Annotated in this window: 24 protein-coding genes and 1 tRNA gene; 18 read left to right on the forward strand and 7 right to left on the reverse strand. The window is 37.1% G+C overall.

What is annotated here, in order from left to right; genetic code table 11:
- Positions 1-64: 64 nt before the first annotated feature.
- The 3 genes from BHU72_RS00920 to BHU72_RS00930 are packed head-to-tail and all read right to left on the reverse strand — an operon-like array spanning position 65 to position 2,676.
- Positions 65-1,012: a metal ABC transporter solute-binding protein, Zn/Mn family gene (locus tag BHU72_RS00920; protein ID WP_069700736.1), complete on the reverse strand. Its 948-nt coding sequence runs from the start codon at positions 1,010-1,012 to the stop codon at positions 65-67.
- Positions 1,013-1,042: 30 nt separating this feature from the next.
- Positions 1,043-1,915 carry a metal ABC transporter permease gene (locus tag BHU72_RS00925; RefSeq protein ID WP_069700737.1) on the reverse strand — a complete coding sequence of 291 codons (873 nt, stop codon included), beginning with the start codon at positions 1,913-1,915 and terminating at the stop codon, positions 1,043-1,045.
- A complete protein-coding gene (locus BHU72_RS00930; protein ID WP_069700738.1) occupies positions 1,915-2,676 on the reverse strand; it encodes a metal ABC transporter ATP-binding protein in 762 nt (253 codons plus the stop codon). Before BHU72_RS00930 ends, BHU72_RS00925 begins: the two co-directional genes overlap by 1 nt.
- A 325-nt stretch (positions 2,677-3,001) precedes the next feature.
- On the opposite strand from BHU72_RS00930, the gene mntR reads away from it, so the two are divergent.
- From mntR to BHU72_RS00965, 8 genes are all read left to right on the forward strand, one after another.
- Positions 3,002-3,505 (forward strand): transcriptional regulator MntR, encoded by a 504-nt coding sequence (mntR, locus tag BHU72_RS00935; protein ID WP_069700739.1) that lies wholly within the window; start codon positions 3,002-3,004, stop codon positions 3,503-3,505.
- 37 nt (positions 3,506-3,542) lie between these two features.
- Positions 3,543-3,998: a protease complex subunit PrcB family protein gene (locus BHU72_RS00940; RefSeq protein ID WP_069700740.1), complete on the forward strand. Its 456-nt coding sequence runs from the start codon at positions 3,543-3,545 to the stop codon at positions 3,996-3,998.
- 131 nt (positions 3,999-4,129) lie between these two features.
- Positions 4,130-5,596, forward strand: coding sequence for a stalk domain-containing protein (locus BHU72_RS00945; RefSeq protein ID WP_069700741.1), 1,467 nt, complete (start codon positions 4,130-4,132; stop codon positions 5,594-5,596).
- Between the two features lie 140 nt (positions 5,597-5,736).
- Positions 5,737-5,812 (forward strand) — tRNA-Ala (locus BHU72_RS00950).
- Between the two features lie 140 nt (positions 5,813-5,952).
- A complete protein-coding gene (locus BHU72_RS15690; RefSeq protein WP_176720360.1) occupies positions 5,953-6,096 on the forward strand; it encodes a hypothetical protein in 144 nt (47 codons plus the stop codon).
- Between the two features lie 122 nt (positions 6,097-6,218).
- Positions 6,219-6,857 (forward strand): dual OB domain-containing protein, encoded by a 639-nt coding sequence (locus BHU72_RS00955; protein WP_069700742.1) that lies wholly within the window; start codon positions 6,219-6,221, stop codon positions 6,855-6,857.
- A gap of 108 nt (positions 6,858-6,965) precedes the next feature.
- Complete coding sequence (locus BHU72_RS00960) at positions 6,966-7,598, forward strand: DUF488 domain-containing protein (protein ID WP_069700743.1); 633 nt, start codon at positions 6,966-6,968, stop codon at positions 7,596-7,598.
- Positions 7,595-8,041 carry a DUF488 domain-containing protein gene (locus BHU72_RS00965; RefSeq protein WP_069700744.1) on the forward strand — a complete coding sequence of 149 codons (447 nt, stop codon included), beginning with the start codon at positions 7,595-7,597 and terminating at the stop codon, positions 8,039-8,041. Before BHU72_RS00960 ends, BHU72_RS00965 begins: the two co-directional genes overlap by 4 nt.
- Positions 8,042-8,196: 155 nt before the next feature.
- On the opposite strand, the gene BHU72_RS00970 is transcribed toward BHU72_RS00965, so the two are convergent.
- The 3 genes from BHU72_RS00970 to BHU72_RS00980 all read right to left on the reverse strand — a co-directional run bounded on the left by BHU72_RS00970 (position 8,197) and on the right by BHU72_RS00980 (position 9,921).
- Positions 8,197-8,394 carry a hypothetical protein gene (locus BHU72_RS00970; protein WP_069700745.1) on the reverse strand — a complete coding sequence of 66 codons (198 nt, stop codon included), beginning with the start codon at positions 8,392-8,394 and terminating at the stop codon, positions 8,197-8,199.
- 445 nt (positions 8,395-8,839) lie between these two features.
- Positions 8,840-9,442 carry a class I SAM-dependent methyltransferase gene (locus tag BHU72_RS00975; protein ID WP_069700746.1) on the reverse strand — a complete coding sequence of 201 codons (603 nt, stop codon included), beginning with the start codon at positions 9,440-9,442 and terminating at the stop codon, positions 8,840-8,842.
- Positions 9,443-9,540: 98 nt separating this feature from the next.
- The gene (locus tag BHU72_RS00980) at positions 9,541-9,921 is read right to left on the reverse strand and encodes an RrF2 family transcriptional regulator (protein WP_069700747.1); all 381 of its coding nucleotides are present in this window, start codon (positions 9,919-9,921) and stop codon (positions 9,541-9,543) included.
- 343 nt (positions 9,922-10,264) lie between these two features.
- Here BHU72_RS00980 and BHU72_RS00985 point away from each other — a divergent pair, with 343 nt between their 5' ends.
- From BHU72_RS00985 to helD, 9 genes are all read left to right on the forward strand, one after another.
- Complete coding sequence (locus BHU72_RS00985) at positions 10,265-10,690, forward strand: NfeD family protein (protein WP_069700748.1); 426 nt, start codon at positions 10,265-10,267, stop codon at positions 10,688-10,690.
- Between the two features lie 19 nt (positions 10,691-10,709).
- A complete protein-coding gene (locus BHU72_RS00990) occupies positions 10,710-11,630 on the forward strand; it encodes an SPFH domain-containing protein (protein ID WP_069700749.1) in 921 nt (306 codons plus the stop codon).
- A 523-nt stretch (positions 11,631-12,153) separates the two neighbouring features.
- The gene (locus BHU72_RS00995; protein WP_069700750.1) at positions 12,154-12,537 is read left to right on the forward strand and encodes a nuclear transport factor 2 family protein; all 384 of its coding nucleotides are present in this window, start codon (positions 12,154-12,156) and stop codon (positions 12,535-12,537) included.
- Between the two features lie 19 nt (positions 12,538-12,556).
- Positions 12,557-13,438, forward strand: a complete 882-nt coding sequence (locus BHU72_RS01000) for a VOC family protein (protein WP_069700751.1) — start codon at positions 12,557-12,559, stop codon at positions 13,436-13,438.
- 197 nt (positions 13,439-13,635) lie between these two features.
- Positions 13,636-14,052 (forward strand): ArsR/SmtB family transcription factor, encoded by a 417-nt coding sequence (locus BHU72_RS01005; RefSeq protein ID WP_218076067.1) that lies wholly within the window; start codon positions 13,636-13,638, stop codon positions 14,050-14,052.
- A complete protein-coding gene (locus BHU72_RS01010) occupies positions 14,052-15,971 on the forward strand; it encodes a heavy metal translocating P-type ATPase (protein ID WP_176720361.1) in 1,920 nt (639 codons plus the stop codon). The genes BHU72_RS01005 and BHU72_RS01010 overlap by 1 nt, the downstream gene beginning before the upstream one ends.
- A gap of 190 nt (positions 15,972-16,161) precedes the next feature.
- Positions 16,162-16,743, forward strand: a complete 582-nt coding sequence (locus tag BHU72_RS01015; protein WP_069700753.1) for a GerMN domain-containing protein — start codon at positions 16,162-16,164, stop codon at positions 16,741-16,743.
- A gap of 170 nt (positions 16,744-16,913) precedes the next feature.
- Positions 16,914-18,131 (forward strand): HD-GYP domain-containing protein, encoded by a 1,218-nt coding sequence (locus BHU72_RS01020; RefSeq protein WP_069700754.1) that lies wholly within the window; start codon positions 16,914-16,916, stop codon positions 18,129-18,131.
- A gap of 153 nt (positions 18,132-18,284) precedes the next feature.
- Positions 18,285-20,579: an RNA polymerase recycling motor HelD gene (gene helD / locus BHU72_RS01025; protein WP_069700921.1), complete on the forward strand. Its 2,295-nt coding sequence runs from the start codon at positions 18,285-18,287 to the stop codon at positions 20,577-20,579.
- An 80-nt stretch (positions 20,580-20,659) separates the two neighbouring features.
- Here helD and BHU72_RS01030 read toward each other — a convergent pair whose 3' ends face one another.
- On the reverse strand, positions 20,660-21,079 hold the full coding sequence (locus tag BHU72_RS01030; protein WP_069700755.1) for a universal stress protein: 420 nt from the start codon (positions 21,077-21,079) through the stop codon (positions 20,660-20,662).
- A gap of 307 nt (positions 21,080-21,386) precedes the next feature.
- On the opposite strand from BHU72_RS01030, the gene BHU72_RS01035 reads away from it, so the two are divergent.
- Positions 21,387-22,847 carry a SulP family inorganic anion transporter gene (locus BHU72_RS01035; RefSeq protein WP_069700756.1) on the forward strand — a complete coding sequence of 487 codons (1,461 nt, stop codon included), beginning with the start codon at positions 21,387-21,389 and terminating at the stop codon, positions 22,845-22,847.
- Positions 22,848-22,856: the final 9 nt, after the last annotated feature.

Consider the following 22,856-nt stretch of genomic DNA (forward strand, 5'->3'; position numbering starts at 1 on the left):
TCAAGCTGGTATCTGTCTGAGGCAGATACCAGCTTTTTATCTCTTGAAAATTGTCTTTAGTAGCCTATGGGCGGTTGCTTAAGCCTTTCACCAAAATCCCTACGTTGTGCTTCATCATATCAACATAAGACTCTGCATTGCTTCCTTCTTTTCCAATAGCGTCGGTGTAAAGAGCGCCTGCGATTGGTACTTTCGTTTCATTTTCGATGGTTTTCATATAACGGGTATCAACAGTGGTCTCGATAAAAAGTGCAGGCAATTGCTTCTGGCGTACGATATCTACTACTCTGGAAATTTGTTGTGGTGTGCCTTCTTCGTGGGCGTTTAACTCCCAGATTCCGACCGTTTCAAATCCATACGCATCGCCAAAATACTTCAGTGCGTTCTCACTCATGACAATCACTCGATATGATTCAGGTATCTTTGCAATTTCATCCAAGGTCCAATGATGCAGTTCACTTAGTTGTTGGATATACTCTTGTGCATTATCGTATAGTACTCTTGCATATTCTCGCTTCTGTTCTGAAAGAGCGTAATAGATGGTTTCGACATACGATTTCACTAGTGTTGGATTTAACCAAGCATGCGGGTCTGGTTCCGTACTTCCTTCTAGAGGAATCGGGGTAATATCTTCTGCTGCGAATACAACTGGAGCATTGGAAACATTTTGTAATGTGCGCAGAATCATATTTTCTAAGCCAAGGCCATTGAGAATCACTACATCCGCATCGTTGATTTTTCTCATATCACTTGGGATCATCTCATAGTCTTCTGGACTTTCGCCGATTGGGACGAGGTATTCGACCGTTCCGAGATCCCCGACAATGTTACTTGTAATATCAGCTAATATGGAAGTACTCGTGACAATATACATTCCTTCTTTCGCTACTGTTTCACGATCAGGAGAGCATCCCCCAAGAAATGTAGTCAAGAACAATAATATAGTTAAGCCAAGGGCTAGAATCAGTACGCGACTGTTATATGGGAAAAGATTTTTAAAGATATCTTTCATTTGATTGTACTCCTTTTAGAAAATAGTTCCTTATGTTTTTGCAATTTGCATTTTTCGAGAACGCCATTTCTGGGTGATTAGCCCTTGTTTCGGTGAGAATAAGAAGCTTAATGCAAATAATGTGGATGCGACTAGTACGATTGATGCACCAGTTGCTATATCATAGATAAAAGAAAAATAAACGCCAACTACCGATGAAAATACACCAAATACACTGGATAACAGTATCATAATCGGTAGTCGATCTGTAAGTAAGTAAGCAGTGGCACCTGGTGTAATTAACATGGCAACAACTAAGATAATTCCGACAGTCTTTAAAGAAGCTACCGTCACTAACGAGAGCAATAGCATGAGTCCATAATGAATTAGATTGATTGGCAGCCCGATAGCCTGTGCCATTGTAGGATCAAATGTACTAAGAAGGAGCTGTTTATAGAATAGAGCGATAGAAATCAAAACAATAGCTCCAATGATCGCAATCATTAATAAATCGCTTTGAGAAACGGCTAACACATTGCCAAAGAGTATATGCCATAGATCGACACCTGTACCTCTACGCATCGTGATTAACACAACACCAAGAGCAAAGGCAGCAGTAAACATAATGCCAATGGCCGAGTCGTCCTTAAGCTTACTGTGGCGCGAGATGTATCCAATCCCTAGTGCTGTTAGAACTCCAGTGAACACTGCTCCAATGAAGAAATTCAACCCTAACATATAGGCGACTACAACCCCTGGAAGAACCGCGTGTGAGATGGCATCCCCCATCAGCGCCATGCCTCGTAGAATTATAAAGCAACCGATTACACCGCATATGATTCCAACTAGTACTCCGGCAATCATCGCATTCTGTAGATATTGATAACTACCAAGCGCTTCGATAAAAAACATCAATTGATCCATTAATGATTCACCACCAATAACCCGTTTCTATTTCCGAACGACGCTACTTTACCGTCATACGCTTCACGCAAGCAATCTACCTGGAATACTTCTTCGCTTTTTCCATAAGCAATTAAACGGTTTTTCAATAAAAGTAAGCTATCAAAATAGTTCTCTGCCTTACTGAGATCGTGATGTACAACAAATAGAGTTTTGCCCTGATCCCGGATATCTTTCAAAATCTCCATAATCATCGATTCTGAAACAGCGTCAATCCCGACAAATGGTTCATCAAGAAATAGAACACTTGCTTCTTGTGCCAATGCCCGCGCTATGAATACGCGCTGTTGTTGCCCACCAGACAATTGACCAATCTGGCGTTTGCGAAATTCGTTCATACCAACCAGTCTCAGACTTTTTGTCACAATATCTCGATCCTTTTGATTCGGCCAACCATACCATGAAATATGAGGGTGTCTACCCATCATAACAACGTCCTCTACAAGAACCGGGAAATCCATATCGATCGATGAACGTTGCGGTACATAAGCAAGTTGTTTCCGTACATTATCAACCGACTGATTCCAAAAAGAAACCGTCCCTGTGTCCGATGGTATGAATCCTATCATTGCTTTTATTAAAGTAGACTTACCAGCACCGTTGGGGCCAATGATTCCAATAATTTGTTTAGGGGTCACAGAGAATGTTATATTTTCAAACACTTTTTTTCCAAAATAAGAAACTGACAGATTATTTACCTTAATGACAGAATGTGCGCTCATCTAAGCCCTCCTCTCGAACAACATGTTCGATTGTAAAAAGTTAACCACGACTAAAACTTTGACAATAGTACTATATTACGCTTGAGTGGTTTTGGTGTTTGTCTTTTTATAAAGAAAATTAGAGTTCAGATGGAGTTTTACTCCAGCTGAACTCTAGTTGCACTTATTTCGCCTGTGCCCCTTGTGGGTAAAGCTTGGCAGCACTTATCTCCCACTTTAGAAGAGGGAGTATCAGTAAACGCCGCTGAGATAAAGTAGACAAATGGCATATCATACAGCAAATTAACATATTCTGTAGTATGAGGTGGCGTTCAGGGGTGATGATTTGGCTGACAAAGAGAAGTTCTTCACCGCAAGGGGTTATGAAATATCAGCAGATGAGGACACACTAACACCGAGTATGGAAGACTATATCGAGATGATTTATCGCCTTAGTGGTAACGTAGGGCATACTAGGACCCATGATTTGGCTAGTAGTTTAAACGTACAACCCCCATCGGTAACAAAAATGATTCAAAAGCTCAATGATAAGAACTTAATTGTGTATGAGAAGTATGGAAATATACAATTGACTGTGCAAGGACAGGAGCTAGGGAAATACTTTCTAGAACGGCATAACATTGTGAAAAATTTCCTCATAGTATTAGGTATAGAGGAAAATGTGCAGAAGCACGTCGAGCAAATCGAGCATTATATAGGCTGGAATACGTTTCAAGCATTCCAGACCTTCGTAGAATTTATGGAAGAAAATGAACATATCCAAAAACAATACATTACGTTTCGAAACAATCGGGAAAAGTTCTTACTTTCTGAAAAAAATACGTTATAATGGAATAGGGATCGTCTGAATAGGTAGGAGAGATCGAATGACTAGACAAACTATTATTCCTATTTCCATTTTTGTATTGTGTATGGTGTTACTTATGGGATGCGGAGGTGCGAAAATGGGAAATGAAGATACTAAACCAACAATGAGTGATGTTGATTATGAAATTATTGATATTGAAGAATTAGAACTTAAGGAAAAGGAAGAAATCGTTACTTGGTACGATGATGTATTCGACCAAGAAGGTGTTCATAGTATGGATGGAACCAAAGGTTTTAGTAAGTATACGTATATATTAATAGCAGACGGTGAAAAGGCGACTGGCGGCTACGCAATCCAAATTGAGTCTATGAAAGGTAACGAGGATGAAATTCGGATTGTTGCGAAGGTAAGAGAACCGCAAAAGGGTGAATTTGTAACACAAGCGTTTGGTTATCCGCATTTGCTTCTACGCATTAATCAAGATTCCAGGAAAATACTCCTTGAAAAACAGTAGCTTTCACGAGTATCATAGAATTAAGATTAAAGAATCAAGCGATTGACTCGTTTGATTCTTTTTCAATCACATAGGTGTTTCTACGACGATGTTCGTTGTAATTGAAATAAATAACTACATCAGGAGGAAATATGACTAACAGATTAAATATACAATTGCGCTTCTATCTTTTAGCTGCTTTTATAATGACAATCATTTTAATAGTTTCAGTTACTACGACGGAGGCGAATACAAACCGAGATATTCGTGTGTTTGTCGATGGAAAGTCCGTGCAATTTCCTGACGTAAAGCCTTATATTGACGTGAACAATCGAACTTTAGTACCGCTTAGGGCAGCAGGGGAAGCGGCTGGTGCTAGTGTCGAGTGGAATGGTTATCTAAACCAGGTAACATTAATGAAAGGTAACAGAACTGTGGTGCTAACAGCAAATTCCTCCATTTATACTGTCAATGGACAAGCGCTCATGATGGATACGTCAATGGTCTATAACAAGCCTTTAGGACGTAACTATGTTCCGCTTCGTTTTGTTATGGAAGGTTTAGGTGCGGAGATTGAATGGCAAATGGTAGATAAAACGGATGTAATCTACGCTTTCACGCTTTATCAATCACAGGATCTAAAGCAATCTATGAAAATCGATATTAATCATGCGGTGAAAAAAGAAAACCTATTAAACAATAAGAGTTTCCAAGATTTCCGTAAAATGCTTATAAGCTTACCTTCCCACCTTGGATCTGGGTCGAATGTTTTGAGCTATGTGCAATACTACCTTCAGGTGCCAAGCGATTTCTATAAGAATACGAGTATCGAGTACTTTAAGAATCAGCCTGTGTACACGCAGAAAATGGATAACGATTTAATTGAATATTTAGCGCGCTTTGAATATGCAGATAAGGTTTCCGTACTCACATATCATCATTTACTAAAAGCTAGCGAAAATACTAAATTTCAGAATAATAGTGCTGTAATTTCCGTAGAGAGTTTTGAAGAGCAAATGAAAGTTTTGCATGAAAATCGATACCAAGCGTATGATCTTGCTGTACTAGAGGACTATGTAAAAGGCAAAATCAAGCTGCCGAAGCATAGCGTGTTTATTACCTTTGATGATGGCTATTTAAGTAATTACGTGTATGCGTACCCAATTCTCAAAGCTTACGACTATAAGGCAACAATCTTTGTTGTAACAGGAATGCTGAACAGTTATCCTGATTCATTCAATGCCGATAAGTTGAATTTTATTAGCTGGCAAGAGCTGGACAAGCATAGAGATGTTTTCCGTATTGAAGGGCATACACATGATCTTCATAAGCTGACGAATAACGTGAGTCATCTCGTCTCTCAGCCAAGTGAAATTGTTAGAAATGATTTGTTACTAAGTAGACAACTAATAGACGGTAAGTACTTTGCCTACCCATACGGGCAAGTCGATGCCACTGTGATTAATCTATTGAAACAAACTGGCTATACTATGGCATTTACGAATCGCTTAGGAACGGTTAGTCCAGGGAATGATATATACGTGTTAAAGCGCTATGGAATATACCCAAATACAAGTGTCTATGATTTTAAAGGCTATGTAGGTATTCCTCAGTGGTAATAGATTTGTAGAAGTTGTAATAGTAGTTGTAGTAATAACTTAGGAAATAGAGAAATTAGAAAAATGTACTTGTCATACCTGAGATTGATTCAGTATAATAAAATAGCTGGTGGAAAAATAATGCTGCAACATCAGCTTGCGGGGCCTTAGCTCAGCTGGGAGAGCGCTTGGCTGGCAGCCAAGAGGTCAGGGGTTCGAGCCCCCTAGGCTCCACCAAATCGCAGAAATACGAACTTCGTTTAAGTTCGTATTTTTAATGTGTAGGAAAATAATTACTTTTTGAGGCATGAGTGTAGACAGAGAGAAATTAAAACTCATAATCGATCAAATATCGGATCAAGATGCGTTGGAAGTATATGACTTTGTCGCAAACTGCTTTAGATGAATTAGCTGGTATTCGTGCATATCCACCAGATGTCAAAGAATCTCCACCAATGATAAAGAACACGATTCTCGTAACGAGGGTCGTGTTTTTTGCAATAAATCAAAAAAGTAGTTAAAAATTTTAACTCGACAAAAAAAGACAAAATTCGGGCAAGGAATTATTGGTAGTTTGTCGAATGAGGTAAGATAATAATCAAATTTACTATAAATGGTTAATTTAGTGTGGGAGGGTGGTAATGTGAAAAAAGAAATAATAATTTTAACAAAATCAATAAAAAGAAATGAGTACTGTGTTGCGGGAATAGAAGTATCAACAGGAGAATGGATTAGAATTGTGTCAAATGATAGATCTTCTGAATATGCAATACTAAAGAAGCATATGAATTATGCAGATGGAACAGAAGCAGATATATTTGATGTTGTTGAAGTAGATTTCATTAAACCAGTAGGTACTGACATTCAGCCAGAAAACTGGTTACTCAATGATGCAATTAAATGGGTAAAACGCAGGAAATCTAATGTAAGTGAGATACTACAGTTGCATCCATTTGATACACCAAGCTATATTTTTTATAATACGTCTAATGCAATTACAAAAAGAGAAATTGATTTAAATAACCATCGCTCTTTGCTGTTGGTAAAAGTTTCGAATGCATCTGTGTTTATAAAGACTTATGAGCGCAAAAGATACAGTATATGCTTCTCATATAATGGAAATAGTTATAAATTTATCTCAATCACAGATATACCGATTCGTAGTAAATTTAATAACAAAATCGATGGTTTTTATAATCTTGGTGATAATATTTCTGTAGTTTTTAGCCTTGCGGATGAATACAAAGGTCAATATTATAAAATTGCTGCACAAATTTTATAATATTGATTTATCAGATTACATAAGTTGAACCTCAGGAGGATATTTGTTGGGATTAAAGTGCGTTTTCATATATAATAATCCTAAGAATAACTTAAAGGGGATTTTAAATTGAAAAAGCTTTATACTATAGGTCATTCTACTCATTCAAACGAATATTTTTTAACGTTATTAAAACAAAATCAAATAAATTGTGTCATTGATGTTAGAAGTATGCCTTATTCAAAATATGCGTCTCAATATAACAGAGACGAACTTAAGAAATATTTAAAGAACAATGGATTATTTTATATATTTATGGGTAAGGAATTTGGTGCACGTCAAACAGATAAATCGCTGTTTTCAAGTGACGGTTACGTAGATTTTGAAAAAGTAATTAAAACTCCTTCATTTAAAAATGGAATGGACAGGGTTTATGATGGATTACAAAAAGGGTTTAATATAGCTTTTATGTGTGCAGAAAAAGACCCAATGGATTGTCATAGAAATATTCTTGTAGCTAGAGCGTTTTATGTGCAAAATTGTCAAGTTGTTAACATTCTTAATGATGGAAGACTGGAGACTCAAGAAGAAGTTTATCAGAGGCTTTTAGATTATTATTTTCCCACTAGAGAACAAAGAACAATTATGGATTTTTTAGATGGGGAAAAATCAGAAAATGAATTAATACAAGAAGCATTACGCTTAAGAAATAAAAAGATTGCTTATAGCGAAGATGAGAGCGAGGCGGTGCCGTTAATATGAAGCTATTTACCATAGGTTTTACAAAGAAGCCTGCCAGTACATTTTTTGATTTGCTAAAAAACAATAATGTAAAGACGGTAATAGATATTAGACTTAATAATTATTCTCAGTTAGCGGGATTTGCAAAAGGGAACGATCTGAAATATTTTTTGAAAGAAATTTGTAATATTGATTATACTCACAACATTGATTTAGCACCAACAAAGGAAATATTAGATAATTATAAGACAAAGAAAATAATCTGGTCAGAATATGTAGATCAATTTACTGATCTTTTAGAAAACCGATATATGGCTGAGTATATCTCAAAAAATATTAGTGAATTTGAAAACGCGTGTTTGCTTTGTAGTGAACTGAAACCAGACAAATGTCATCGGAGCTTAGTAGCTGAATATATAAAAAAAAGTTATCAAGAATCAAATTTCGAAATTAAACATTTATAAAAATAAGGGTAGTGAAACTAACTCTAACGGGAGAGCGCTTGGCTGGCAGCCAAGAGGTCAGGGGTTCGAGCCCCCTAGGCTCTACCAAATACAATAAAAACACGGTTCTCAAATTAAGAGGATCGTGTTTTTTTAGATATTGAGAAAAGACATTTCTAATCTTTTTGAGGGTCAAGATTTTCAGAGTTGTTTAAAATTTGAATCGTATTTTTATTCTCTATGTTGATAGGTGAAAAAGTTTGTAATTTTTCTTTAGAGTATCTCTTTCTAAAGTACCATATCAAAAGATATATTCCTGCGATAATTTCCCAAGGATTTGGGCTTCTTAAAATATCATTACTTAAGCGACTCATTAGACTTCCTATTAGTATTACTATGCTTACAATGTGAAAATTTACAAATGCTAACCAGAGCCAGCTTACTAATATATTGATAATCTGGATAAATGCTAAGAAATGCTAAGAAATGCCTCATATAAACACCTCAATTGTTTATTATTAGCAATTACCTATTCTAGATTAATTATTCATTTTTATATATTGTATGTGCTGAAAAATAGCAGTTAGAAATCAAATTAACCAAAAGACTGTTTTTCATATGTGGTGGGATGTAATTTTTTATGATTTATTTATATATTTAAGTATTTCTAATTCAAGATATTGCATGAAAAGTAGTAAGGATCATATTTTAATTAAAACAAATAGAACTATATAATGCCATGCGGTCAAGTTCGCATGGCATCAGCCTTTTATCCTCGATTTTCCCATCATACTCATAGATGAATTGAGACTTTTTCAGTTACTCCCCTTTTTTCACTGCTAAAATAGTATAGATAGCATCATTAATTTTAGTCTTCTTCACAATTGTAAAACCAGTTGATGTCAATGCTTTTTCAAGATCCTTTGAGCCAATACGAATGGACATTGGTGGTCCTTCTACTATTAAGTCGTCCTTTTCGTACTCCAGACATAACAAGTGCCCCTCTATTTCTAGAACCTCAAATATATTTGAAAGTGCTTTAGTAAGAGAACTCACTTCGTGGAGTATTAAGGATGCCATAGCAAAATCAACACTATCATTATTAATACTTAAGTTTTCAATATATTCTGGAACAAGCTCAATATTAGTAAGTCCTTTTTCTTTAGCCTTTTCCTCTATAAAGCTGAGCATACGTCTATCAGGATCCATAGCGTATACTTTGCTAGATGTGCTTTCTGCCATGGGAATTGTAAAAAAGCCTGAGCCGGCACCGACATCGAGTAAAGTATGATTTTGTTGAATTGGCATCTGGCTAATAAGTGCTTCAGGTGGTATGAGGCGCTCCCGTTGCTTGCTTTCTAAAAAGGCAATTTTGTTTTTAAATATTTGATCCAGTTGGTTGTAATGATGCATGTGATTCATAATAATACCTCCTATAAAATATAATGCAGACTGTAAATATCTATAATTAAGCTAAAAAAATGAGCAGACACAACTGCTTATATTTCAAGCTCATTTTTTTACACAATGTCATAAATACGTTTTTCTTTAAGCTGATTCACCATTTTCTCTTCGGCGTCTCTCATGACCATTTCTATTTGACAAGTGCGATTATCGCCCATTTCACAAGTGAAAAGCGCTCCGCTACCTTCAATGGCTTGGATTACGTCATAAAAGCTTATTTCAGTCTTAGGTTTCCTAAGACTATAACCTCCATTTACTCCTGGTGTAGACTGAATAAGGTCAGCTTTGACTAATTGAGTTAGTATCTTGGACAGGTAGGTAGGTGATATATTCATGTGATTAGCTAACGGCTGAAGACTTAAATTGTCTTTTCCTTCTTGCTTAACGAAATAGGCCATTATATGCAAGGCATAATTCGTTGCTTTCGTATACTTCATAGTTGCCCTCGCCCTCAAGAAGATAACACAGACTGTATTTATCTATGATTATACAATGTAGGTTTTACTATGTCAATAAGATAATGCCTTTAGATAATTTCCCCTCAGTAAAAGGTACGCATGGCCCATATCATTGAGAAACGTGGATGATCTTTCGGTTTTCGGTGAAGGATGGCTGGTTTATATTTCAAGGCAACTGATAAACGAAACTATTTTACAAATTATGAAAATATTTGATAAAGAAAGGGTAATAGAATCAATACGTCGAATATCCTTAAATAGAATAGAATTTTGCAAGTTTATACCAGGATCGAATACTGTAATTACTGGGGGTGCATAGAAATTGTTTTCAGAGTGGATATGGCTAGGGATTACTATTTTATTCATTATTCTTGAAGTTGCCGTTACAAGTTTTTTGTTTATTTGGTTTGCAATAGGGGCGCTTGCTGCTTTCTTATTTAGCTTTTTTATTGATAATATGTGGATTCAAATAACGATATTTGTTGTCGTATCTACTGTTGCTATTTTTGTTACAAAACCCTATGTCAAAAAATTAAAGGTTGGTAATGTAAAGACAAACGTCGAAGGGCTTACTGGGCAGGAGTGCCTTGTTATCGAGACAATTGATAACTCGTTAGATCTAGGCAGGGTAAAACTAAGGGATGTTGATTGGAGAGCTGTATCGATTCGTGATGAAATTATTGAAAGCGGAGTTCGTGTTGTAATAGAGGAAGTCGAGGGGAATGTTTTAAAAGTTCGAAAAAAATAAACGATTGAGGGGAATCTGGATGGAAATACTATTAATTGTAATTTTGGTGTTTATTGTTATAACTGTGTCTAATGTTCGTATTGTTCCGCAAGCGAAATCCTATGTTATTGAAAGGCTAGGCGGCTATCATTCCACATGGGGAGTTGGCATTCATATTAAGATACCGCTAATTGATAGAATTGCCAATAAAGTATCACTAAAAGAACAAGCGATTGATTTTGCTCCACAGCCTGTAATTACTAGAGATAATGTAACGATGCAGATTGATACGGTAATTTTCTTTCAAATTACTGACCCAAAAGCGTATACATATGGAGTCGATAATCCAATTCGTGCACTAGAGAACTTATCTGCTACGACATTGCGTAATATTATTGGTGATATGGAATTAGATAGCACATTGACATCTAGGGATACTGTAAATGTAAAGATGAGAGCAATTTTGGACGATGCAACAAATCCATGGGGAATTAAAATCAATCGAGTAGAGCTGAAGAATATTATTCCTCCGCAAGAGATCCAAAAGGCTATGGAAAGACAAATGAAAGCTGAGCGAGAGCGCAGGGAGAAAATCATTCAAGCAGAAGGTGAGAAAATGTCGCTTGTATTAGTTGCGGAAGGCCAAAGAGCAGCAATGATTCTCGATGCCGAAGGTAAAAAGCTTTCTATGATTTTGGATGCGGAAGGAAAAAAGGAAGCAGCTATTCGTGAAGCTGAAGGGGAAGCACAGGCAATTTTAACCGTTCAAGAGGCTACAGCTAAAGGGTTACAAATGATTAAAAATGTGCAAGCAGATGAAAGTTTATTAAGACTTAAGAGTCTTGAAACCTTTGCTGCTGTTGCAGATGGTCAGGCGACGAAGATTATCATACCTTCTGAAATTCAAAACATGGCTGGATTACTGACGAGTCTTACTGAGGTAGCTAAAGATAAAAAATAGTTTGTTTATTTACACAGAAGACGAAAGGAAAGCCATGTTCTTTTATGGAACATGGCTTTCCTTTTTATTCATAATTTGACTTTTCATCAATCAAAACGCCTTTTTCATTTACTTCTTGTAATACGTGGATTTGGTTTTCTTTGCAATCAATCATACCACCCGAGTATCCAAAAGGAGTAGACTGAATACCACAGCTTGGACTACCATCAATCCCAACGATCGCTTCTTACTTATCTTCATTCTCGTTCATCCTTATCAAGTGAGATGTTGAATGATTTTCATGCATGATTGTTATTTTTTGTGCGTATTTAATGCATTTTTGATAAAAGATAAATTATAAATGTCGTTAAATGGATACGTTACTATTCGTGCAACTTATACTGTTATAACTAATATTTACAAGTCAAGAGGAAATAGTAAGTTCATTAAAAGCATTGATTTATTGGTCAAATACATAAAAAGAGTTTAATATATGTCTCAAAGGTATATAAATACAGGGCTAATTCTAAAAGGAGGGGTTTATGTGTTAAAACTAATAATTGAAGCGGATTGCGGTAATTCCCCGGAAAAAGTGTTCCTTAAAGAATTTAATATTGCATTTGCAAAGGGTGATAGTAGCTTTATCATTGATAATGTTAGTGAAGATATAACATGGAACTTTATTGGAAATATGCTGATTCAAGGGAAGGACGAACTTGCGAAAGCATTTGAGGACATGAAAAACGATATAATAGAGGAATTCACTATAAATAGTATTATTGCCGATGGAACAGAAGGGGCTGTAAATGGTTTGTTGAAAATGGAAGATGGAAGAATCATTGCTTTCTGTGACATTTACAAGTTTTGCAGTGCTAAAGGTTCTTGTATAAAATCAATTACATCCTATGTAATTGAAATAAAAGAGTAAACAGAAGGGGGTAAATATTGTGCAAAAGATAGTTCCGCATTTATGGTTTGACAAAGAAGCGGCTGAGGCGGCGACATGGTATGTAAGCTTGTTTGAGGATTCGAGTATCATTGGCATTACTACGCTTCCAGACACCCCATCAGGTGATACTGAGATTGTTGACTTTAAACTTGCAAATTTTAGATTTTCAGCGATTAGTGCAGGTCCATATTTTACTTTGAATCCATCCGTTTCTCTAATGATAGCTTGTGGTACTAGTGAAGAAGTGGATAGACTTCATGAGAATCTAAGTGCTGGCGGGAAAGAACTCATGCCTTTAGATGAGTATCCTTTCAGTAAAAGGTATGCATGGATAGAAGATAAATATGGTCTCAACTGGCAGATAATGTTAGTTGGAAATACAGATGAACATCAAAGAATAAGACCAGCACTTCTATTTTCAGGAGATGCATGTGGAAAAGCAGAGGAAGCCATTAACTATTATGTTTCGACCTTTAAAGAAGCGAATAAAGGCTTCATAAATCACTATGCTCCAGAAGAAGCAATGGATAAAAGGGCAAAAGTAAACTATGGAGAAGTAAATCTCTATGGAACTCAATTCATAGTTATGGATCATGGCTATGGTGCTGATTTTACCTTCAATGAAGCTTTCTCGTTCATGGTACTTTGCGAAAATCAAGAAGAAATAGATTATTATTGGGATAAGCTTTCCTTTGTCCCCGAAGCTGAACAGTGCGGGTGGATCAAAGATCAATTTGGACTATCTTGGCAGATTGTACCTGCTAATTTTAACGAAGTTCTAATGAAAGGCACGAAAGAAGAAGTAAAACGTGTGACAGAGGCATTTCTGAAAATGAAGAAGTTTGATCTGGCTGCACTTGAAAAGGCAAGATTAGGGTAGATTATATGGACACGATTCTCATGAAGAGAGTCGTGTTTTTTCATATATTTATTTTTTTGTTTACATACAAAATGCAAATTGCTATACTAAAAAATAGTTGAGTATTTGAAGATTTATTCAAATACTCAACTGCACTCAAAAAATACTTAAAACCAATGAACTTACTTAAAAGTTGTAAGCACACTAGGAGGAATACTGTGGATAAGAATCAAGTAATTAATTGTTCTCATGATCATAAGTGTCTAGATGGTCATAGCTGCTCTCATGATAACAAATGTTCCAGTGAACAGGCGCTTCATGCTGTAATTAAGGATATGCCTGATGATGTTTTTTTCCTTCGTTTAGAGGAATTATTCAAAGCTATGGGTAGTCAAACACGACTAAAAATTATTTATTCATTAATGGGAGCTAAGGAGTTATGTGTTGAACATTTGGCGGAAACGGTCAACATGAGTGTCTCTGCGATATCCCATCAGCTACGGGGACTTCGCCAATTGCGCTTGGTCAAAGCTAGAAAAGAAGCCCAAAGTGTGTACTACTCTTTGGATGATGACCATGTAGCATTACTATTTGATACAGCGCGTTCACATTTATCTGAGGAGGAAGGTTGCTAGTGAAACAATTTTATACAGAGCATTTGCGAGACTTTAATATAGCTATTATTACTGCAATTTTGATAATTCTTTCTATAACCGACTTGCTTCCGGAAATATTTCTTATAGACACGGCACTTATTGCAGCGCTTATCGGTGGGTTTCCAATCTATAGTAGTGCGGTTCGTGCTTTATTATTTCAGCGAAAAACAAAGATTGGCCTTTTAGTTACGATTGCCATGATAGCAGCAATCTCCATTGGGGAGTATCTAGCGGCTGCGGAAGTGGCGTTCATTATGATTATTGGTGAATTGCTAGAAACATATTCGGTCAGAAAGTCCGCGAAAGCCTTAGAACACTTGTTACATATAGTACCAACGGAAGCAAGAAAGGTAAGCGCGATTCACGATTCCGCAGAGACTATCATATCTACTAATGAAATTAAAATAGGAGATATATTACTTGTAAAACCCGGGGAACGAATTCCTGCCGATGGCTCCGTAGTCGCGGGCAATACATTTGTAGATGAATCTCCCCTTACAGGTGAATCAAAGTCTGTTGAGAAATGTATAGGAGAATCTGTTTTTGGCGGCAGCTTAAACCAGAGTCAAGCCATCTACGTACAGGTAGATAAAGTAGGGGAAGACTCCCTGATTGGTCGAGTGTTGCAGCTTGTGAAGAAGGCCCAAGAAGAAAAAGCGCCTATCCAAAGAATCATAGATCGCGTGGCAAGTTGGTTTGTACCTATGAGTGTAACGATAGCAGCAATCGTTTTTTTGGTCACACAAGATATAGTTCGTGCGGTAACAGTGTTAATAGTTTTCTGCCCGTGCGGGATGCTTTTAAGTACTCCTACTGCTGTCATGACGGCTGTAGGTAGGGGAGCGCAACTTGGTATTTTAATCAAGGGAGCACAGGCACTGGAATCGATCAGTAAAGTGAAGACGATTATATTTGATAAAACGGGTACCCTTACGAAAGGCGAACCTGAGGTTATTGATATTGTGGTAACAGACTCAGAGTGGAATCAGAAACGTTTATATGAGGTAGCAGCGAGTCTAGAAGGATTTTCTGAGCATCATATAGCAAAGGCAATTACAAAAGCGGCTACGAAGAATGGCATCACTTGGGAACTAGCGAGTGAGTGGGAAACTGTAGCAGGAATTGGAATGGAAGGAACAGTAAATGGTGTAAAAGTATTTATAGGTAATGAAAAAGTATTGGAACATCTCCAAGAGGAAATACCAAAGACTGCGATAGATACGCGGAAAATTTGGGATGATACAGGACACACGACAATCTATATCGTTCATAAGGATAAACTCGTTGGAATGATTGCAATCGACGATCCTATCCGAGAAAATGCTCTAGCTACGGTGCGAGAATTAAGAAAAGCAAAGATACAAGACATTCGAATGGCCACAGGTGACAATGAATATGTGGCAAAGAGAATTGCTACTAGATTAGAAATCGGAAATGTATATGCCTCTTTACTGCCAGGTCAGAAATTAGACCTTGTAAAGGAGCTTCAGAAGAGTGGACACAAAGTGCTAATGGTTGGCGATGGAATTAATGATGCTCCTGCACTGATGCAAGCAGATGTTGGAGTAGCCATGGGGAAAACGGGAACGGATGTGGCAATTGAAGCAGCGGATATAGCCCTTCTTTCAGACTCGATTGACAAAATTCCACAGGCTATTCAATTAAGTAAACGTACGGTAAATACTATTAAAACAAATCTCTGGCTGGCGAATGGCATTAACGTACTTGCATTAATCGCAGCGGCGTATGGGTGGATTGGTCCTGTAATGGCAGCTATTGTTCATAACTTCGGTGCTATCATCGTTGTATTAAATTCATTACGTCTGTATCGATTCCATAGACAGAAAAAACAAGATCATTCTATTATTGAGCAAGAATTGATAATTGGACGAACATAAAATATTACAAAGAGTCAAGTCGCTTTTTTCAATCTGAATGAGTGATTCTTACAGATCAAGTGAAAAGTATGAAGTGGCGGGCTTGGGGGATAATAACGACTAGAGTAGTTGAAATTTCGCTTTACTGCTCCAACATGCTAAGATATCAAAAAAGCTATAGTCATTTAACACAACGAAGGAGGAATAAGCGATGAAGAAATATTGTTTATTAGTACTCATTGTTTTGCTAGGCATATCATTATTTACAGGCTGTAGTTGGGGCAAGAGCGACAATAATGTAAAGACGCCTGACACACCAAACAATCCAAGTACACCAAATACACCTGAGACGCCAAATACACCAAATACTCCAGAAACACCAGCGACAAAAACGGTCACCATCTATTATGTCAACGTTGAATATGCTTTGACAGGAAATGAAGATTTGAAATCAGTTTTACCAGTAGAGAGACAGATAACTATAGGTAATAAGGCTATTGAGGAATTGATTGTTGAGGAACTTCAAAAAAAACCTATAGAACAAGGGTTGGCAACAGAGCTTGAGCGGCTTACAATATTGAATGTCTATACCGAAGGGGATACAGCGTTTGTTAACTTTTCTGAACAAAATCTGAATGGTGGATCCCTTCAAGAGAGTTTAGCTCTTAGTCAGCTTGTAAGTTCATTAACAGCATTAGAAGCAATTAATCAAGTGCAGATTCTTGTGAATGGAAATGTCACGGAAACGTTTATGGGACATATTTCAATTGAAGAGCCACTGAGGAACGAGTAAAAACAGGAAAGCGCCATTAGGTGCTTTCCTGTTTTATTCAAATCAATTAAAGAATTATAAGAGGGGCAAAATTTTTATATAGTCCTATAATGCTATTTGTGGTAATGTATAACTTAGTTTTAACTACGGTCGATTACCGCACTCATTGTTTGACGTAATGGGGGAGCAACATGATATTGAACCTAAATGAGTTTCTGATGGCAGTATCCAAAGCTTTAGATTTCATAGAAGAAGATTTATTCGGTGTACCTACAAATCACTCCAAGAGGATTACATTGATAGCGTTGAAAATTGGGAAAGCTTTCGATATGACACAAGAGGAGCTCTATGATTTAGCTTCAATGTCATTATTACATGACAATGGGGCAAGTCTGAAGATTCTACACGATAATCTTCGCGGCAACCAAAAAGAAAAAATTATATCAATAGAAAGCATGCAAGAACACTGTATAATTGGTGAGGAAAATGTAAGAAGTTTTCCTTTTCTAACGAAGCCTATAAATGTGATTAAATATCATCATGAGCATTATGATGGATCAGGATTTTTCGGTTTGTCAGGAGCGGATATTCCTTTGATGTCTCAGATTATCCGCTTAGCAGATCAATTGGACTTAACTCTCAACTTACCGGAAGTGGCTGAGTCCCAATCTCAGATTTCAGATATCATAAGATATTTAGTAAAGCATAAGGGAACAATCTTTTCGCCAGTTGTAGTAGAGGCTGCAGAGGATTGTATGTCCTTCTCTGTTTTTTGGGACGAGCTAAAAGATGAGTCTATAGACCAAGCTTTGGCCGATCTTACACCTGCCTTTTACATAGACTACGACTATAAGAAAGTTCGTGACATAACAAAAACATTTTCAAAGGTTATAGATGCGAAGACTGCTTTTACACAGTTTCACTCAAGCTCATTAGCAAAGAGACTAGAGATAATGGTTAATAATTATTATGAGATGGATTCTGAAACAGTTGAGCAGCTACTGATTGCTGCGGACCTCCATGATTTGGGGAAACTAGCAATTAATAATAAAATATTAGATAAACCAAGCGCGTTGAGCGCTGAAGAGTTTTTAGAAATACAAAGACACCCTCAAATTGGATATATATGTTTACAGCAAATAAAAGGCTTTGAAAAGATTTCAGAATGGGTGCACAATCATCACGAAAAACTAGATGGTACTGGTTATCCACGCGGTATCAATCAAGATAGCCTAGATTTCCCCTCACGCTTATTAGCTTGCGTGGACATCTATCAGGCTATTAGGGAAGAACGACCGTACCGCCCAGCAATGAGTCATGAGCAAACAATGGATATCCTTGCTGGTCTCGTTGCAGATCATAAAATAGATAGGAATATAGTCAATGACATTGACAAGGTATTTGGTTAATTGCGATGAGGGGAACTGACAGTTAAATGTCGGTTCTTTTCTTATTGCTCAGGGTGATTGAATACAAGGATATGTGATTTCATGATATGATAAATATAGGATGTGCAAGTGCTCGTGCAAAATCGAATAAACTTTAATAGAAAGGAACTACATATGACAGCAAAAAAACACCCTGATTATAAAGGGGAAGTGAATCGCCTAGAGTTAACGAAAGAATACATTGATAAGACATTAGATGCAACAGAGACGTACCAAAAAATTTACAGTGATAATATTAAAGAGGCTATGATTGAGCTTGACTATCTCGACAGCTCGCAAAGCTATATTAACATCTTAATTAACAATAAGTTTATGGAAATGGCAGAGAAGAACTTTGAAAGCCTGACGAAATCAAGGAATAAACCATACTTTGCGCGGATTGATATCAAACAACAGACGAAAGATTTGGATCAATTTTACATTGGCAAGACATCTTTATTTAAAGCTGAGGATGGTACGCCACTAATTATTGATTGGCGATCACCAATTGCCAACCTGTATTATGAGAGTAGGCTGGGGGAAACCTCTTATGAGGCAGAAGGGCAAACACAACAGGGCGAACTAATACTTAAAAGACAATACACCATAGAGAACGGACAACTTGTCGATATATTAGATATCGACATTACGACTAACGATACTTTTTTACAAGCATCATTAGAAGCGCACGCTGACCAGCGATTAAAGGACATCGCCTCGACCATACAAGCGGAACAAAATCGCGTGATTCGCGCGGATATGGGAAAACCGCTTATTGTGCAGGGAGTAGCGGGTAGTGGGAAAACAACAATTGCGCTACATCGAATCGCCTATTTCATCTATACATACGAGAAAACCTTTAAACCTGAAAACTTGATGATTATGGCACCAAATCGTCTGTTTATCAATTATATATCTGAAGTTTTGCCGGAATTAGGGGTCGAGCGGGTAAAGCAAACGACATTTATTGACTTCATGGTAGAGGTTCTAGGTAATAAATACAAGATGATTGATCCTACGAATACCCTGATAGATATAATTCATAGAACAGGTCATGACGGTTCCAATAAGGATATCGAGTCGATACTTTGGACTATACGCTTTAAAGGCTCAATGGATTTTAAGGGATTGTTGGACGAGTATGTGAAAGACATAGAAACACAGTTTATACCAAAAGGCGACTGTTCCTTAGTTGGATACACAGTTATGTCAGAAACAGATATACGGGAAATGTTTACGAAAGATCTTAACTATTTGCCTGTATATAAGAGGGTGAAACTACTCAAAGCCAAATTATCAAAACAATTAAAACAGGTAGAGAAGGACTTGTTAAAAGAAATTGAAGAATTCTATGACCAAAAGATTGATCGACTCAGAGTGCAGGTGGAGGCAACAGAAAAGAGAAGGCTGAAAATTGTTTCTCTCCTTGATAGAAAAGAAGAAAAGCTCGAAACAGTGAAAAAGGCAGCGAAGGTCGCTGTAAAAAAATACATCGATAGACTTCCGAAGTTAAATGTATTCGAATATTACAATAAGCTCATGGTGGAAGAAGGTTTATTTGAGTTATATTTCAGTCGTCATTTAGGTCAAGCGGCACCGTTAGCGAATACGAATACTTTATGCGTACAAACAGCTAAACTTTTAAAAGAAAAGAAAATTACAGTGGATGATTATGCACCTATTGTGTATATCAAGTCAAAATTATTTGGATTTGATGAAAATATTACCGTCAAAGGGCTTATTGTTGATGAAGCTCAGGATTTTAGCGTGTTTCAATATTATGTCTTAAAGCATATTTTGATGACGAATGTCTTTACATTATTAGGTGATCTATCGCAGGGGATACATTCGTATCGAGGAATCAATGACTGGGATGAGTTACGGGAGCATGTCTTTGGACGTGAGAATAGCACGTACTTAACTCTTGTACAAAGCTATCGAACGACAATTGAAGTAATGAATTTAGCAAATAGAGTAATCCGAAAATTGAACAATCCGAACATCGTATTAGCGCAGCCTGTCATTCGTCATGGACAAAGGCCTGAAATCAAAGAGTTTGCCGAGAAATTAGACTTACTCAAGACGCTACATAATACAATAATAGAATTGAAGAAAGAGAATTTTAAATCCATTGCAATGATTTGTAAAACGAAGCAAGAGTGTGTGCTTGTGCAAAAATATCTATCGAAACATGCAAAGATAGAAACTAAAATTTTAGATGAAAAAGAAGAGAACTATGAAGCAGATGTTGTAATTGTTCCTTCATATTTTGTGAAGGGGCTAGAGTTTGATGTCTCCATCATCATCAATATTGAGGAGAAGTACGAGGATATAGAACTAGATATTAAGTTGTTATATGTAGCTCTGACAAGGCCTCTACACAGATTATATATGTATCACTTACCAAACATGATGCCATTACTATCCTAGTTTATTCTATTAAGAAGGAATCTACTCAATAATAAAAAGACACATGAGATACCTATAAAACGGGTTCATGTGTCTTGTATTTATTTCACGATCATAACAGGACAATTAGCCCCTTTTGCCACTTTATGACTGACACTGCCTAACATTAACTCTTGTAAGCCATTAAGGCCACGACTTCCAATCACAACTACATCGAAGTTGTTTTCATTGGCATATTCTATGATGGTAGGTGCTGGCTCACCTCTTAAGAACTTTATCTCATATGTAATACCAGCTTCAGTTGCTTTATTGATTGTATCTTTAAGACGTTCTTTGCGCTTTTCTAATACCCCAAAATTATCTAGCTGTTGCAATGCATCCGCTTTCGAGGTTTTACTGTCCACTACGTTCACAACTTCTACAATAGAATTCTCAGTTAATTTTGCCAAGGCGATTGCTCGATCGGCAGCTCTGAGAGAGTGTTTCGAACCGTCAGCTGCTAGTAATATCTTTTTATACATAGTAACGTCCTCCTCTATGGCAAGTTTGGCCATCTGTCCTCAAAAATATCATACATGATAATGGTAAGTTATGAAAGCAATTTGGGAAAAATACTAAGGAATATCTATAGAAACAATTTTGTTAAATAAAAAGCATTATGGAGTCTCATAGAGAACACAAAAGTATACGGTAGGTGACATGTGATAACGGAATTTTGTATCATGTTCATTCAATGATAAAATAGACTCTTATTGATTACGGATGCTATACCTAGAGTCAAGAGAAAGAGGCATGAATCCAATCAAAATTTAGAAAAGAGGTGGTAGCTTGAATATTCAAGCAATACGTAATGAATGGTTTAGCAATATTAAAGGAGACACACTAGCAGGAATGGTAGTAGCACTGGCATTGATTCCAGAAGCTATCGCCTTCTCTATCATCGCGGGATTAGACCCAATGGTAGGATTGTACGCTTCTTTTAGTATCGCCGTTGTAATTGCCTTTATTGGCGGGCGCCCTGGAATGATTTCGGCGGCCACGGGAGCAATGGCGTTGGTCATGATTACTTTAGTAGCAGATTACGGTTTACAGTACTTATTAGCAGCAACAGTTCTAACAGGTGTCATTCAAATCTTGTTCGGTGTATTTAAACTGGCGAAATACATGAAATTTATTCCAAGGTCTGTTATGGTTGGCTTTGTAAATGCGTTAGCGATCCTAATTTTCATGGCGCAGTTAGAGAATTTCGTAGACGTAACTTGGGTAATGTACGCGTTGGTTGCACTGACTCTTACAATCATTTATATATTGCCTAGACTTACGAATGCAATCCCTTCCACATTAGTCGCAATTGTTGCCGTAACAGCAATTGCCATTTATGGTGACTTAGGAGTTAGTACGGTGGGGGATATGGGTGCTTTACCTAGCACATTACCTGTGTTCTTAATTCCTTCTATCCCATTAACCATCGAAACGCTAATGATTATTTTGCCATTTTCTCTTGCTTTGGCAGTAGTTGGCTTACTGGAATCTTTACTGACAGCTCAAATCGTTGATGATATGACGGATACAGATAGCGACAAGAATAAAGAGAGCCGTGGACAGGGTATCGCAAACGTTGTGACAGGGTTCTTCGGTGGAATGGCAGGTTGCGCGATGATTGGTCAATCGGTAATTAACGTCAAGTCCGGTGGCAGAGGACGTCTATCCTCACTAGTGGCTGGAATATTTTTGATGTTCTTAATACTTGTACTTGGTTCTGTTGTGGTGGAAATCCCGATGGCTGCCCTTACGGGTGTCATGTTCATGGTCGCAATCGGGACTTTCGATTGGAACTCGCTTAAGACCTTGCATATGGTCCCAAGAACGGATGCAACTGTAATGGTGATAACAGTATTTACCGTAGTGTTTACTCATAACTTAGCAATTGGTGTATTAACTGGTGTTGTGCTAAGTGCATTGTTCTTCGGAGCTAAGATTTCTAAAGTTAAGGTCACTTCAGCCCTTTCTTCTGACAAACAAAAGAAAACTTATTATGTGGAAGGGCAGTTATTCTTCGTTTCTGTTACAGACTTTGTAGATTCCTTTGATTTCAAAGATGATGTTATGGAAATTGAAATTGACTTTACGCGCGCTCATCTATGGGATGACTCAGCCATTGGAGCAATAGATAAGGTAGAAACGAAATATGAACAAAATGGAGTGACTGTTACCCTTACCGGAATGAACAAGGAAAGCTCATTGTTGATGGACCGTATTGGTGGACTTTCTAAGAAATCAGGTCATTAAAAATTTATG

It is taken from the genome of Desulfuribacillus stibiiarsenatis (assembly GCF_001742305.1).
Taxonomy (GTDB): domain Bacteria; phylum Bacillota; class Bacilli; order Desulfuribacillales; family Desulfuribacillaceae; genus Desulfuribacillus_A; species Desulfuribacillus_A stibiiarsenatis.